Annotated in this window: 14 protein-coding genes; 7 read left to right on the top strand and 7 right to left on the bottom strand. The window is 70.4% G+C overall.

Annotation, left to right across the window (positions count from 1 at the left end):
* Positions 1-293 precede the first annotated feature (293 nt).
* Complete coding sequence (glgA, locus tag ACZ7CF_RS09875; protein ID WP_470369390.1) at positions 294-1,445, bottom strand: glycogen synthase; 1,152 nt, start codon at positions 1,443-1,445, stop codon at positions 294-296.
* Between the two features lie 88 nt (positions 1,446-1,533).
* On the opposite strand from glgA, the gene glgC reads away from it, so the two are divergent.
* On the top strand, positions 1,534-2,748 hold the full coding sequence (glgC, locus tag ACZ7CF_RS09870) for a glucose-1-phosphate adenylyltransferase (protein WP_360386208.1): 1,215 nt from the start codon (positions 1,534-1,536) through the stop codon (positions 2,746-2,748).
* 186 nt (positions 2,749-2,934) lie between these two features.
* Here glgC and ACZ7CF_RS09865 read toward each other — a convergent pair whose 3' ends face one another.
* Entirely contained in the window at positions 2,935-3,567 is a 633-nt protein-coding gene (locus tag ACZ7CF_RS09865) for an O-methyltransferase (RefSeq protein WP_360386211.1), read from the bottom strand.
* A 198-nt stretch (positions 3,568-3,765) separates the two neighbouring features.
* Here ACZ7CF_RS09865 and sigE point away from each other — a divergent pair, with 198 nt between their 5' ends.
* The 4 genes from sigE to tatB all read left to right on the top strand — a co-directional run bounded on the left by sigE (position 3,766) and on the right by tatB (position 6,894).
* The gene (gene sigE / locus ACZ7CF_RS09860) at positions 3,766-4,368 is read left to right on the top strand and encodes an RNA polymerase sigma factor SigE (protein WP_045312713.1); all 603 of its coding nucleotides are present in this window, start codon (positions 3,766-3,768) and stop codon (positions 4,366-4,368) included.
* Complete coding sequence (locus tag ACZ7CF_RS09855; protein WP_360386214.1) at positions 4,365-4,907, top strand: anti-sigma factor; 543 nt, start codon at positions 4,365-4,367, stop codon at positions 4,905-4,907. Before sigE ends, ACZ7CF_RS09855 begins: the two co-directional genes overlap by 4 nt.
* A 65-nt stretch (positions 4,908-4,972) precedes the next feature.
* On the top strand, positions 4,973-6,499 hold the full coding sequence (locus ACZ7CF_RS09850; protein WP_360386217.1) for a S1C family serine protease: 1,527 nt from the start codon (positions 4,973-4,975) through the stop codon (positions 6,497-6,499).
* A gap of 17 nt (positions 6,500-6,516) precedes the next feature.
* The gene (gene tatB, locus ACZ7CF_RS09845) at positions 6,517-6,894 is read left to right on the top strand and encodes a Sec-independent protein translocase protein TatB (RefSeq protein ID WP_360386219.1); all 378 of its coding nucleotides are present in this window, start codon (positions 6,517-6,519) and stop codon (positions 6,892-6,894) included.
* A 66-nt stretch (positions 6,895-6,960) separates the two neighbouring features.
* On the opposite strand, the gene ACZ7CF_RS09840 is transcribed toward tatB, so the two are convergent.
* On the bottom strand, positions 6,961-8,106 hold the full coding sequence (locus ACZ7CF_RS09840; protein WP_360386221.1) for an Mrp/NBP35 family ATP-binding protein: 1,146 nt from the start codon (positions 8,104-8,106) through the stop codon (positions 6,961-6,963).
* A 103-nt stretch (positions 8,107-8,209) separates the two neighbouring features.
* On the opposite strand from ACZ7CF_RS09840, the gene ACZ7CF_RS09835 reads away from it, so the two are divergent.
* Positions 8,210-8,677, top strand: coding sequence for a MarR family winged helix-turn-helix transcriptional regulator (locus tag ACZ7CF_RS09835; RefSeq protein WP_360386224.1), 468 nt, complete (start codon positions 8,210-8,212; stop codon positions 8,675-8,677).
* Positions 8,674-9,072: an NUDIX hydrolase gene (locus ACZ7CF_RS09830; protein ID WP_360386226.1), complete on the top strand. Its 399-nt coding sequence runs from the start codon at positions 8,674-8,676 to the stop codon at positions 9,070-9,072. The genes ACZ7CF_RS09835 and ACZ7CF_RS09830 overlap by 4 nt, the downstream gene beginning before the upstream one ends.
* A 24-nt stretch (positions 9,073-9,096) precedes the next feature.
* On the opposite strand, the gene ACZ7CF_RS09825 is transcribed toward ACZ7CF_RS09830, so the two are convergent.
* The 4 genes from ACZ7CF_RS09825 to ACZ7CF_RS09810 are packed head-to-tail and all read right to left on the bottom strand — an operon-like array spanning position 9,097 to position 12,012.
* Positions 9,097-9,582 carry a DUF1003 domain-containing protein gene (locus ACZ7CF_RS09825; RefSeq protein ID WP_360386229.1) on the bottom strand — a complete coding sequence of 162 codons (486 nt, stop codon included), beginning with the start codon at positions 9,580-9,582 and terminating at the stop codon, positions 9,097-9,099.
* A complete protein-coding gene (locus ACZ7CF_RS09820) occupies positions 9,575-10,828 on the bottom strand; it encodes a magnesium transporter MgtE N-terminal domain-containing protein (RefSeq protein WP_360386232.1) in 1,254 nt (417 codons plus the stop codon). The genes ACZ7CF_RS09825 and ACZ7CF_RS09820 overlap by 8 nt, the downstream gene beginning before the upstream one ends.
* Positions 10,829-10,843: 15 nt before the next feature.
* Positions 10,844-11,677, bottom strand: a complete 834-nt coding sequence (locus ACZ7CF_RS09815; RefSeq protein WP_470369389.1) for an aminoglycoside phosphotransferase family protein — start codon at positions 11,675-11,677, stop codon at positions 10,844-10,846.
* On the bottom strand, positions 11,674-12,012 hold the full coding sequence (locus ACZ7CF_RS09810; protein ID WP_470369388.1) for a hypothetical protein: 339 nt from the start codon (positions 12,010-12,012) through the stop codon (positions 11,674-11,676). The genes ACZ7CF_RS09815 and ACZ7CF_RS09810 overlap by 4 nt, the downstream gene beginning before the upstream one ends.
* Positions 12,013-12,057 lie beyond the last annotated feature (45 nt).

The following is a 12,057-nucleotide window of genomic DNA, read 5'->3' as shown; positions in this document are numbered from 1 at the left end:
ACCGCCGCGGCACCCGCCCGTGCCACGTAGCCGTACTCCAGCGTGAACGAGATCTGCGCCTCGGCCTCCGACTGCAGGTCGGAGGCGCCGGCGAGCTTCTTGCCGTCGACCGTGAGCGTGGGAGCGGGCGGGGCCGCCTTCGGTGCTGACGCACATCCGGCCGCCGCCAGGACGACCGCCAGACCCAGCACCGCACAACGCACAGTCCTCGCGCCCCTCACCAGTTGGAACCAAAAGTCACTACTGGTTAAAGGCGGCGTTCACACTTCAGGGTTGCCCCGGACGTGTGTGGCTCAAATCACACTGCGGTAGACCTCGACCGTCTGCTCCGCCATCGCGGCCCAGGAGAATTCCTGCTCAGCCCGCTTGCGGCCAGCCGCGCCGAACCGCTTGGCCCGCTCCGGGTCGGCGATGAGTGAGTTGATCGCCTCACTCAACTGCAGCCGGTAGGTCGACGGGTCGTGCTCGTCGTAGTGAACCAGGAGCCCGGTCTCACCGTCCGCGACGACCTCGGGGATGCCGCCGACGTCGGAGGCCACGACCGCCGTGCCGCACGCCATCGCCTCCAGGTTCACGATGCCGAGCGGCTCGTAGACCGACGGGCACACGAACACCGTCGCGTGGCTGAGGATCTGCCGGACCTCCGCGGGCTGCAGCATCTTCTGGATCCAGAACACGCCCTCGCGCGCCGCCGCGAGCTCGCTCACCGCGAGCCGGGTCTCCTCGGCGATCTCCGGGGTGTCCGGCGCGCCCGCGCACAGCACGATCTGCGCCTCCGGCGAGATCTGGTGCGCGGCGGCGACGAGGTGCCCGACGCCCTTCTGCCGGGTGATCCTCCCCACGAAAGCGACGATCGGCTTCGTGGGATCGATCCCACGGGACGTCAGGGCGTCCGTCTCGGAGACCGGGCGGTAGGCGACGGAGTCGATCCCGTTGCGGACGACGTGGACCTTCGCGGGGTCCAGCGCCGGGTAGGCGTCCAGGACGTCCGCGCGCATGCCCTCGCTCACCGCGATGACCGCGTCGGCGTGCTCGTAGGCGGTGCGTTCCGCCCACGACGAGATCCGGTACCCACCGCCGAGCTGCTCGGCCTTCCACGGCCGGTGCGGCTCCAGCGAATGCGCGGTCACCACGTGTGGCACCCCGTGCAGCAGCTTCGCGAGGTGGCCGCCCATGTTGGCGTACCAGGTGTGCGAGTGCACGAGGTTCGCCGTGGACACCGCCGCCGCCATTTCGAGGTCGACGGCAAGTGTGGTCAACGCCGCGTTTGCGTGCTCCAAAGAATGGGGAGGGTTGTGCGCCGTGGCGTCTCCCCTGGGCGCCCCGAAACAATGCACGTCGACATCGACCAGCTCTCTGAGGTGCGGCACGAGGAATCCCACGTGCACACCAGCGCCGCCGTAGACCTCCGGCGGGTACTCCCGCGTCATGAGCGCAACTCGCACGCACCCACCGTAGATCACAGCGCGACACGGTGGGACGAACTGCTTTGCGTCTGGTTCGCGGACGATCGCCCGGATAGGGTCACGTGTTGTGAAGGGGCAGCCGCACGTCCTCGGAATTGTGCTTGCCGGTGGTGAAGGCAAGCGCCTGTGGCCACTGACGGCAGACCGCGCGAAACCGGCCGTGCCCTTCGGGGGCAACTACCGGCTGGTCGACTTCGTGCTGTCGAACCTGGTCAACGCCGGGCTCGCGAAGCTCTGCGTGCTGACGCAGTACAAATCGCACTCACTGGACCGCCACATCTCGACGACGTGGCGCCTGTCCAATGTGCTCGGTCAGTACGTGACGCCGGTCCCGGCCCAGCAACGCCTGGGCCCGCGCTGGTACACCGGCTCGGCCGACGCGATCTTCCAGTCGCTGAACCTCGTCCACGACGAGAAGCCGGACCACGTCGTGATCTTCGGCGCGGACCACGTGTACCGGATGGACCCCGGCCAGATGATCTCGCAGCACGTCGAGTCGGGTGCCGCGGTGACCGTCGCCGGCATCCGCGTGCCGCGGACCGAGGCCAAGGCGTTCGGCTGCATCGACTCCGACGCCTCTGGCAAGATCACCCGCTTCCTGGAGAAGCCGTCGGAGCCGCCGCACGTGCCGGACGACCCGGACGTGACGTTCGCGTCGATGGGCAACTACGTCTTCACGACCGAGGCGCTGCTCGACGCGCTGCGCGGGGACGCGTTGAACCCGGACTCCGACCACGACATGGGCGGCGACATCATCCCGATGCTCGTCGACCGCGGCAAAGCGCACGTCTACGACTTCCAGGACAACGAGGTACCCGGCGCGACCGACCGCGACCGCGGCTACTGGCGCGACGTGGGGACGATCGACGCCTACTACGACGCCCACATGGACCTGGTCTCCGTCCACCCGATCTTCAACCTCTACAACCAGCTGTGGCCCATCCGCACGGCGACACCGCCGCTGCCGCCGGCCAAGTTCATCGCGGGAGGGTCCGCTGAGGACTCGATGGTCGGCCCCGGCGCGATCATCTCCGGCAAGATCCACGGCTCGGTGATCTCGTCGGACGTGGTGGTCGAGGTCGGCTCGGTCGTGCAGGGCTCGGTGCTGCTGCCGGGCGTGCGGATCGGCAAGGGCGCGGTGGTCCGGCGAGCGATCCTGGACAAGAACGTCGTGGTGCCCGACGGCGCGCTGATCGGCGTGGACGCCCCGATGGACCGCGAGCGCTACACCGTCTCAGCAGGCGGCGTCACAGTCCTAGGCAAGGGCGTCCGCGCCTACTAGCCCCCGCACCCCTCTTCTTCTCTTACACACCCCTTGCATGCGCCGATAACCCGCGCACGCGCGGATCGCACGAAAGGTCCCCGCGTGCGACAGGAGCGCACGAAAGGGCCCCGCGTCCCCTTCCAAAAAGGCACGCGGGGCCCCCGCGTTCCCCTGGAGGGCACGTGGGGGCCCCGCGTGACCGTCCTAGGGGCGGCGGGCGGCGACCAGGAGGCCGTCGCCCAGCGGCAGGATGACCGGAACGAGCCGCGGGTCCTCCCGGCACGAGCGCGCGATCTCGCGCATGGCCAGGGTCGACTCGTCCTTGACCTTCGGGTCGACGACCTTGCCGTGCCAGAGGACGTTGTCGAACGCGATGACGCCGCCGGGCCGCAGCATCCGCACCCCGTGTTCGAGGTACTGCGGGTACTCGGGCTTGTAGGCGTCGACGAAGACGAGGTCGTAGGCCGCGTCGGTGAGGCGGGGGAGGACCTCCAGGGCCTTGCCCATGATCAGGCGGGTCCGCGACGGTGAGATGCCGGCGGCGGCGTACGCCTCGCGGGCGGCGCGCTGGTGTTCGGGGGCGACGTCGATGGACGTCAGCACGCCGGACCTCGGCATCCCCGACAGCAGGTAGAGGCCGCTGGTGCCGGCGCCGGTGCCGATCTCGACGACGGCCTTCGCCTGCAGGGCGGCCGCGAGGAACCTGAGAGCGGCTCCGCCACCCGCGCCGATGGGCACGCAGCCCAGCTCCTCACCGCGTGCGCGCGCGGCGAGGTGCACGTCGTCCTCGGGGAGGTACTGCTCGACGTACTCCCGCAGGGCCGATTCCGGTGTCACAAGGACGAAGGCTAGTGCCACTTGTGCCCAAAACGGGTGAACGCCGCCCGAACCGAGATTCTCAGGGTGCTCTCAGCCAGCTCTCACGATCGTTTAAACCGCGCGGGAGAAGGTACAGGGGCAAGAAGCCAGGCTCTGGTCGGGAACAAGCCGGACCCGCCGTCCGTTGAGCCGCACAAGGGTCGCCGGGCGGCCCACATGGAGGTGCCGAAACACCTGATGCGCACGCAGTCGAGTTCGCCGGAGGCCGTCGCGCCCATCGAGACGGCCGACTGGACGCCGCCCTCGTGGGACAGCATTGTCCGCGAGCACGCGGACAGGGTCTACCGGCTCGCGTACCGCCTGACCGGCAACCAGCACGACGCCGAGGACCTCACGCAGGAGACGTTCATCCGCGTCTTCCGCTCCCTGGCGTCGTACAAGCCGGGCACCTTCGAGGGGTGGCTGCACCGCATCACCACCAACCTCTTCCTGGACATGGCACGCCGGCGCAGCCGCGTGCGCATGGAGGCGCTGCCCGAGGACAACGACCGCCTCGAGGGTGACGACCTGTCCCCCGAGGAGATCTACGACGAGAACCACCTCGACCCGGACCTGCAGGCCGCGCTCGACGAGCTCCCCCCGGAGTTCAGGGCCGCCGTCGTGCTCTGTGACGTGGAAGGACTCTCCTACGAGGAGATCGGCGCCACTCTCGGGGTGAAGATGGGTACCGTGAGGAGCAGGATCCACCGGGGCCGCCAGGCCCTGAAGGTCGCTTTGGAACGCCGTCGTCGGGAATCGTTGCTGGAGGACTCTGCATGACCGACCTCCGTGGTTGGAGCCTGCCTGAGCAGCACCTGTTGCCGGATGCCGTGGTCGCGTTCGTGGACGGAGAGCTGTCCTCGGTCGCACACGAGCGAGCCTCTGCGCACATCCAGCGCTGCGGCTTCTGCGCGTTCGAGACCTACACGCAGCAGCAGGCGCGCGCAGCCGTGCGCACCGCGTCGGCGCCCACGGCGTCGGCCTCGCTGCTCGACCGGCTCGGCGCCATCCCGCAGGAGGTCGAGCTGCCGTCCGCACCGGACGGGCTCGCGATCACCGAGGACGGCCAGTTCGTCGCCGTTCAGCGCACCGACAAGCCCGCGTTCGGCTCCGGTCCCGTGCTGGGGTCGTCCAAGCCGCTGGGCAGCCAGGGCTGGTTCACCGGCCGCAGGGCCCGCCAGGGAGCGGGCGTCGTCGTGAGCGGCATGCTGCTCGGCGCGCTCGCGTTCGCCACCCCGGACGGCGAGCCGAAGCTGCCCGCGCAGCCGGCGCCCTTGATCCACCAGGACCTGACCGGCGCGCTCGTCGGCACCCGCTGACAGCTATTTCACCGCTCGTCAGGCAGGCTGTGGTTCAGCACTCCTAGCGGAAAACTCGGGGAGAGATGAGCCAGCAGTCGCCCAACGGCCAGACGCCCACACCTGTGTCCGGAGTGGACGACGGAGCACACCGCAGGCTGCGCCCGCGACCGCTCGTGCAGCCGCCGGTCGACCCCACCCACGCCACCGCCTTCGGCCGCCCCGCCGGTGTCGACGGCGCGTTCGCCGCGCGCACCGTGCAGGTTCCCCAGGTGCAGTCCGCGCCGCCCCCGCCCGAGTCGCTGGCCACCGCGTTCGGCCGCCAGGGCTCCGGTGAGCTGTTGCAGCGCCCGCCCGGCCACCAGCCGCACAGCACGCCCGACCCCGACGTCGACCCGGTCTTCTGGGACGGCAAGCCCGCCGCCGACCCGTGGCGCGACCCCGCCGCCGGTGCCGTCATCGGCCCGCCCGCCGTGGGCGAGGACCCGCCGGGAGAGCCGGAGAAGGCCCAGGAGCCCGGTCCCCAGCTGAGCGTCCCCGAGCTGCTGTTCGGCCGCCGCGTGAAGCCCACCGCCCTCGCCCTGCTGATGGTCGCCGCCCTGTTGGTCGGTTCCGTCGGCGGCCTCGTCGGCTGGCTGATCGGGCGCGCCGGCAACCCGCTGACCGACTCGACGGTCACCCTGGCCGAGGTCTCGGAGGGCAAGGAACGCCCGGCCGGCTCGGTGTCCGACATCGCCAAGCGCGTGACCCCGAGCGTCGTCTCCATCGAGTTCAAGGGTGCGAACGTCGCGGGCGTCGGTTCCGGCGTCGTCATCGAGAGCGGCGGCTACATCCTCACCAACGACCACGTCGTCGCCCCCGCCGCCGCGGACTCCTCGGCGAAGCTGAGCGCCGTGTTCACCGACGGCACCCGCGCCGCGGCCCGCGTCGTGGGCCGCGACCCGAAGACCGACCTCGCCGTCATCAAGGTCGAGGTGACGAACCCGACGGTGCTGCAGTTCGGCAACTCCGACGAGCTCCAGGTCGGTGACTCCGTGATCGCCGTCGGCTCGCCGCTGCAGTTGTCGAACACCGTCACCGAGGGCATCGTCTCCGCGCTGCACCGCCCCGTGACCGCTGCGGGCGAGAACGGCGGCCCCCAGGTCACCTACGACGCCATCCAGACCGACGCTGCCATCAACCCCGGCAACTCCGGTGGCGCACTGGTCGACTCGCGCGGTGCCCTCGTCGGCATCAACTCGTCGATCCGCACCGAGACCGGCGGTTCGGTCGGCCTCGGCTTCGCCATCTCCGGCAACCAGGCCCGCAAGATCGGCCAGGAGCTCATCCGCAGCGGCTCGGTCAAGCACGCCGACATGAACGTCAACGTCAAGTCGGTCTCCGCCGAGACCTCCGAGGGCGCCCAGGTGCAGAACGTCCCCGCCGGTGGGGCCGCGGCCACCGCCGGCATCCAGGAGGGCGACGTCATCACGAAGGTCGGCGACCGGATGGTCCGCAACGCCGCCGAACTGGTCGTAGCGGTCAGGGAACACGAAATCGGCGAAACCGTGCAGGTCGTGCTGGCGCGGCAGGGCCGTGAGCTGAAAATCGACGTCACGCTCAAGTCCGACTGACAAGTAGGCTGGGACCCGTGTTCGACAGCATCGGATGGGTCGAGATCCTCATCATCGTCGTCGCGGGTCTCTTCATCCTGGGCCCCGAACGCCTGCCGTCCGCGGCGGCCTGGCTGGGCAAGACGGTCCGCCAGGTCCGTGAGTACGCGACCGGCGCACGCGAGCAGCTCAAGCAGGAGATGGGCCCGGAGTTCGAACAGCTCCGCAAACCCCTGGAGGACCTGCGGGAGCTGCGCAACTTCGATCCGAAGCGCGCGGTGACGAAGCACCTCTTCGACGACCCGGAGCCGACGACGAAGGCGAACGGCTACCCGACGCCGCCCACTCCTCCCACCCCTGAGCAGCGCCCTCTGGCCCCCGGCGAACGCCCGCCGTTCGACCCGGACGCCACCTGACCCGAGAACGAACGAGGGGCCCCGCGTCACCGGTCCGGTGACGCGGGGCCCCTCGTCCTCGTTCTGCTACCGCCCGGCGGGCGAGACGTTCAGCAGGCGGCCGGCCAGGCCGCGGGAGCGGACCGAAAGCTTCGTCGCCACCTCGGTGAGGACCTGCGCGGCCGCCGAGTCCGGCACGGCCTGCACGATCGGGGTGCCCGCGTCACCGTTCTCCCGCAGCCGCGGGTCCAACGGGATCTGGCCGAGCAACGGCACGTCGGAGCCCACCGCACGGGTCAGCGACTCGGCGACGGCCGCACCGCCGCCCGCGCCGAAGACCTCCATGCGGGAGCCGTCGGGCATCTCCAGCCACGACATGTTCTCGATCACGCCCGCGACCCGCTGCCGGGTCTGCAACGCGATGGAACCGGCGCGTTCGGCCACCTCGGCGGCGGCGGTCTGCGGGGTCGTGACGACCAGGATCTCGGCGTTCGGCACGAGCTGGGCCACGGAGATGGCCACGTCACCGGTGCCCGGCGGGAGGTCGAGGAGCAGGACGTCGAGGTCGCCCCAGAACACGTCGGCCAGGAACTGCTGCAGCGCGCGGTGCAGCATCGGGCCGCGCCACACCACCGGGGTGTTGCCGGGGGTGAACATGCCGATCGAGATGACCTTCACGCCGTGCGCCTGCGGCGGCATGATCATCTTCTCGACCTGGGTGGGACGGCCGTCCGCGCCGAGCATGCGGGGGATCGAGTGGCCGTAGATGTCGGCGTCGACGATGCCGACGGACAGGCCGCGCGCGGCCATGGCGACGGCCAGGTTCACGGTGACCGAGGACTTGCCGACACCGCCCTTGCCGGACGCGACGCAGTACACGCGGGTCAGCGAGCCGGGCTGGGCGAACGGGATGACCGGTTCCTCGGTGCCGCCGCGCAGGGTCTTGCGCAGCTCGGTGCGCTGGGCGTCGCTCATCACGTCGAGGTCGACGCGCACCGACGAGACGCCTTCCAGCGCGGACACGGCCGCGGTGACGTCGGCGGTGATCTTGTCGCGCATCGGGCAGCCGGCGACCGTCAGGTAGACCCCGACCACGACCGAGCCGTCCGCGGCCACCTCGACGTCCTTGACCATGCCGATCTCGGTGATCGGACGGCGGATTTCGGGGTCCTGCACACCGGAGAGCGCCTTGCGGACGTCCTCCGCGGTGGGGAGGGGCTGCGTGGTGGTCACCGATCCATGCTACGTCCGGTTCACGCCCGTCCTACCGGCCGGTCACTTTCCAGCGCAGGCCCAGGTCGTAGCGGGAGGAGCGCTGTCCGTAACATCGACGTCCGTGCCGGAATCGGGTAGTTCCCGATTGCCCACCCGCGTCGAGCTCGGGGTGTGGCGATCGTTCCTCCGCGCGCATGCACGGATCACGCGGGTCCTCGAGACCGAACTGATTGCTGAGCAGCGCCTTTCTCTCGCGGCGTACGACGTGCTGGTTCAACTGGCCGAGTCGCCCTCCACGCGCATGCGCATGACCGAGCTCGCCGACGCCGTCCTGCTGTCCCGCTCCGGCGTGACCCGGCTCGTGGACCGGCTGGAACGCGCGGGGCTCGTCGGGCGGGAACGCGCCGACGGTGACGGACGCGGCATCGTGGCCGTGCTCACACCGCTCGGTGCCGAACGCCTCCGCAGCGCCTCCACCACCCACCTGGCGGGCGTCGCCGAGCACTTCGGCGAGAGCTTCGGACCCGGTGAGCTGGAGGCCTTCGGACGCACCTGCGACCGGCTGGCCGCGGACGACGTCTTCCCGTGATCACCGTCGTGGGACTCGTGCACGTCGAGGCCGGCCGCCTCCTCGTTGTGCGCTCACGCAACAAGAAGGCCTTCTACCTCCCCGGCGGCAAGATCGAACCCGGCGAGACCCCGGCCGAGGCGCTGCGCAGGGAGGTCCGCGAGGAGCTCGGCACCGACCTCGACCGCCCCGAGGTCCTTCAGCGCTACGTCGCCCCCGCGTACGGCGAGGGAGAGGGCGCGATCGTCGACATGACCTGCTTCACGGCGGAGCTGCTCGGCACACCGCAGCCGACGAGCGAGATCGCCGAGCTCACCTACGTCACCCGCGACGAGTACCGCGCGCACGCCGAGACGGCACCCGCGATCCACGACGTGCTGGCCGACCTGGTCGAGGCCGGGCACGTCAGGCCGTGAGCAGCGGCTGGTCCCGGTCGGCCGTCACGGCCTGACCTTCTTGCGGTTGTCCTGCTCCTTCACCAGCTTCTCCAGCTCACCGCGGATGAAGTCGCGCGTCGCCACCTCGCCGAGGGCCAGTCGCACCGCGGCCAGTTCGCGCGCCAGGTACTCGGTGTCCGCCTTCGTCTGCGCCGCCCGCTTGCGGTCCTCCTCCAGCGACACCCGGTCCCGGTCGTCCTGCCGGTTCTGCGCGAGCAGGATCAGCGGTGCGGCGTAGGCGGCCTGGGTCGAGAACGCCAGGTTCAGCAGGATGAACGGGTACGGGTCCCACCGCAACGACACCGCGACGAGGTTCACCGTGATCCAGACGACGACGATCAGCGTCTGCCAGAACAGGAACTTGCCGGTGCCGAGGAAGCGCGCGAGCCGCTCGGAGAGCTGTCCGAACGTGTCGGGGTCGATCGAGAACCGGAAACCCCTCGGTTCGCGCGGCTGGTCGAGCCTGCGGCGGGGCAGTACTTCAGGCATGGCTCAGTCCCGTCTCGCGCCAGTTGTCCGGCAGCAGGTGGTCCAGCACGTCGTCGACGGTGACCGCGCCGAGCAGGTGCTCGGTGTCGTCGATCACCGGTGCGCACACCAGGTTGTAGGTGGCGAAGTAACGGGTCACGTCGCTCAGCGAGGCGTTCGGCGACAACCGGGCCAGGTCGGTGTCGAGCACGCCGGCGACGAGGTCGAACGGTGGTTCGCGCAGCAGCCGCTGGATGTGCACGCAGCCGAGGTAGCGGCCCGTCGGCGTCGCGGAGGGGGAGCGGCAGACGAAGACCATCGACGCCAGCGCCGGCGTGAGGTCGGGGTTGCGCACCCGTGCCAGCGCCTCCGCGATCGTCGCGTCCGGCGTCAGGATGATCGGTTCCGGCGTCATCAGACCGCCCGCGGTGTCGAACGAGTACTCCAGCAGGCGGCGGACCGGTTCGGACTCCTCGGGTTCCATGAGGTCGAGCAGCCGGTCCTTCGTCACCTCGGACAGCTCGGCGAGCAGGTCGGCCGCGTCGTCCGGGTTCATCGCCTCCAGGACGTCCGCGGCGCGTTCCTCGTCCAGGTGCGACAGGACGTCCTTCTGGTCCTCTTCGGACAGTTCCTCGATGACGTCCGCGAGCCGTTCGTCGTCGAGGGCGTCCGCGACCTCGTGGCGGCGCTTGGGCGGCAGCTCGTGGAGGGCGTGGGCCACGTCGGCCGCGCGCATGCCCTCGAACACCGCGACGAGCTGCTGCGCTCCCTGCGGCTGGCCGGCGAGCTGGTTCACGCTCAGACCGCTGACGTCCTCCCACCGCCACACCTGCACCGGTCCGCGTCGGCCGAGGCGTCCGGAGCGCCGGCGGACCGCGACCTTGACCATCCGCCAGTCACGGGTGCGGGTCAGCTCCATCGCGGCGTCGGTGACGGTCGCGGACGAACCGTCCTCCAGCTCCACCGTGGCGTCCAGCACCTCGCCGATCACCAGGACCTCGTTGACCCGCTGGTGGAACGGCCGCAGGTTCACCGACCCGGTCGCGAGCGTCACCGCGTTCGGCTCGACCGTGGTGACCCGCAGCATCGGCACGAAGATCCGCCGGCGGGTGGCGAGCTCGACGACCATGCCGAGCACCCGCGGTGGCTGCCGGTCGATGCGGAGGCTGATCACGACGTCCCTGGCCTTGCCGATGGGTTCGCCATCGGGGCCGAAGACGGGGAGTCCGGCCAACTGCGCGATGTAGACCCTGTTCACAGCCACCACGACAGCGAGCCTAGATCAGGACCTGACCGCCCACTCGGCGATCTCGGCGCAGATGGCCGCTTGGTCCGGCAGGTCCTCCTCCAGGCACCAGATCCAGTTCGCCACCGCGCGCTGCAACGTCCAGTCGCGGGCCTTCGCCACGTCCAGCTCGCCCGCGTCGCACAGCGCGAGGAACCGGCCGGTCAGCCCCCTGCGCCCGTCCAGCTCGCCGAACCTGTTCCACAGCAACGGGATCATGCAGTACTCGGGGTCACCGGACAGCGGCTTCGGGTCGATCACGAGCCACGGTTCCCGGTCGCCGCGCAGCACGTTCCGGTAGTGCAGGTCCTCGTTGACGAGCGTCGTGCCCATCGGCCGGGTGCCCGCCTCCCTGGCCGCGTCGAGCAGCCTGCGGGGAACGGCCGGGTGCTCCTTCAGCGTGTCCGTGAACCGGCGGAAGTTCGCAGGCGCTTCGAGGTGCCGGTGGCGGCGCAGCAGATCACCGATCACGCCGACGGCGAGGTCGATCGGTTCGTCGTCGAGCGAGTGCTGGTCGAGGCGTTCCAGCAGCAACGCGCCGAGTTCCGCGTCGTGGCCGAGCAACCGGACCGCGCCGTTGCCGTCGTAGAGCCGCAACGCGATCGGCTCGTGCTCGGTCTCGCGGTCGACCCACGTCAGCTTCAGCACGGCCGGGTGCCCGTCCGGCCGGCGCACCGGGAGCACGACGGCGCAGAACCCGTTCATCAGCGCGCCGTCCGGGGTGAGCCGCCAGCGCGCGCACGCCTTCGTGGCCAGTGAAGGCAGCTTCGCGACCCACTCCGGCGCGCCCTCGCCGAGCTCGAGCCCGAAGCCCTCCGGCACGGTGATCACGTGCCGAACTCCAGCCGGTACACCGCGTCCCACTCGGGTTTCGTGTTGAGCCGCGCGGTCTTCAGCGCCTGGGCCGTCTCGTCGTCCGGTTCCACGAGCCGGGCTGTGGCCTGCGAGTCGACGAGGTGCGAGTGCGTGCTGGGGGAGCGGACGGTGACGGTGACCTCGGCGCCATCGGTCAGTCCGGGCACCTGCTGTTCCGTGCCGCCGGTGATCACCCACAACGCGTCGTCGCGCCAGTGGGCGTGCACCAGCTTCGGTTCGCGGCCGGGTGAGGTGATCCACACGGCGGCCGCTTTCCGCAGCGCCGCGTCGAGGATGCGCGTGATCTCCACCGGTTCAGACTGCCAGGGGCTGTGAGACGGGACTCAGCGGACATG

The organism is Lentzea sp. NPDC036955, from assembly GCF_055608005.1.
Note: the sequence above shows the minus strand (reverse complement) of the source record. Positions and strands in the feature narration are given on the sequence as shown.

Bases quoted from the DNA above. Each gene is read 5' to 3' on its own strand.
- ACZ7CF_RS09855 (WP_360386214.1), top strand. From the start codon at position 4,365: ATGACCGACCTCCGTGGTTGGAGCCTGCCTGAGCAGCACCTGTTGCCG.
- sigE (WP_045312713.1), top strand. From the start codon at position 3,766: ATGGAGGTGCCGAAACACCTGATGCGCACGCAGTCGAGTTCGCCGGAG.
- ACZ7CF_RS09850 (WP_360386217.1), top strand. From the start codon at position 4,973: ATGAGCCAGCAGTCGCCCAACGGCCAGACGCCCACACCTGTGTCCGGA.
- ACZ7CF_RS09825 (WP_360386229.1), bottom strand. From the start codon at position 9,582: ATGCCTGAAGTACTGCCCCGCCGCAGGCTCGACCAGCCGCGCGAACCG.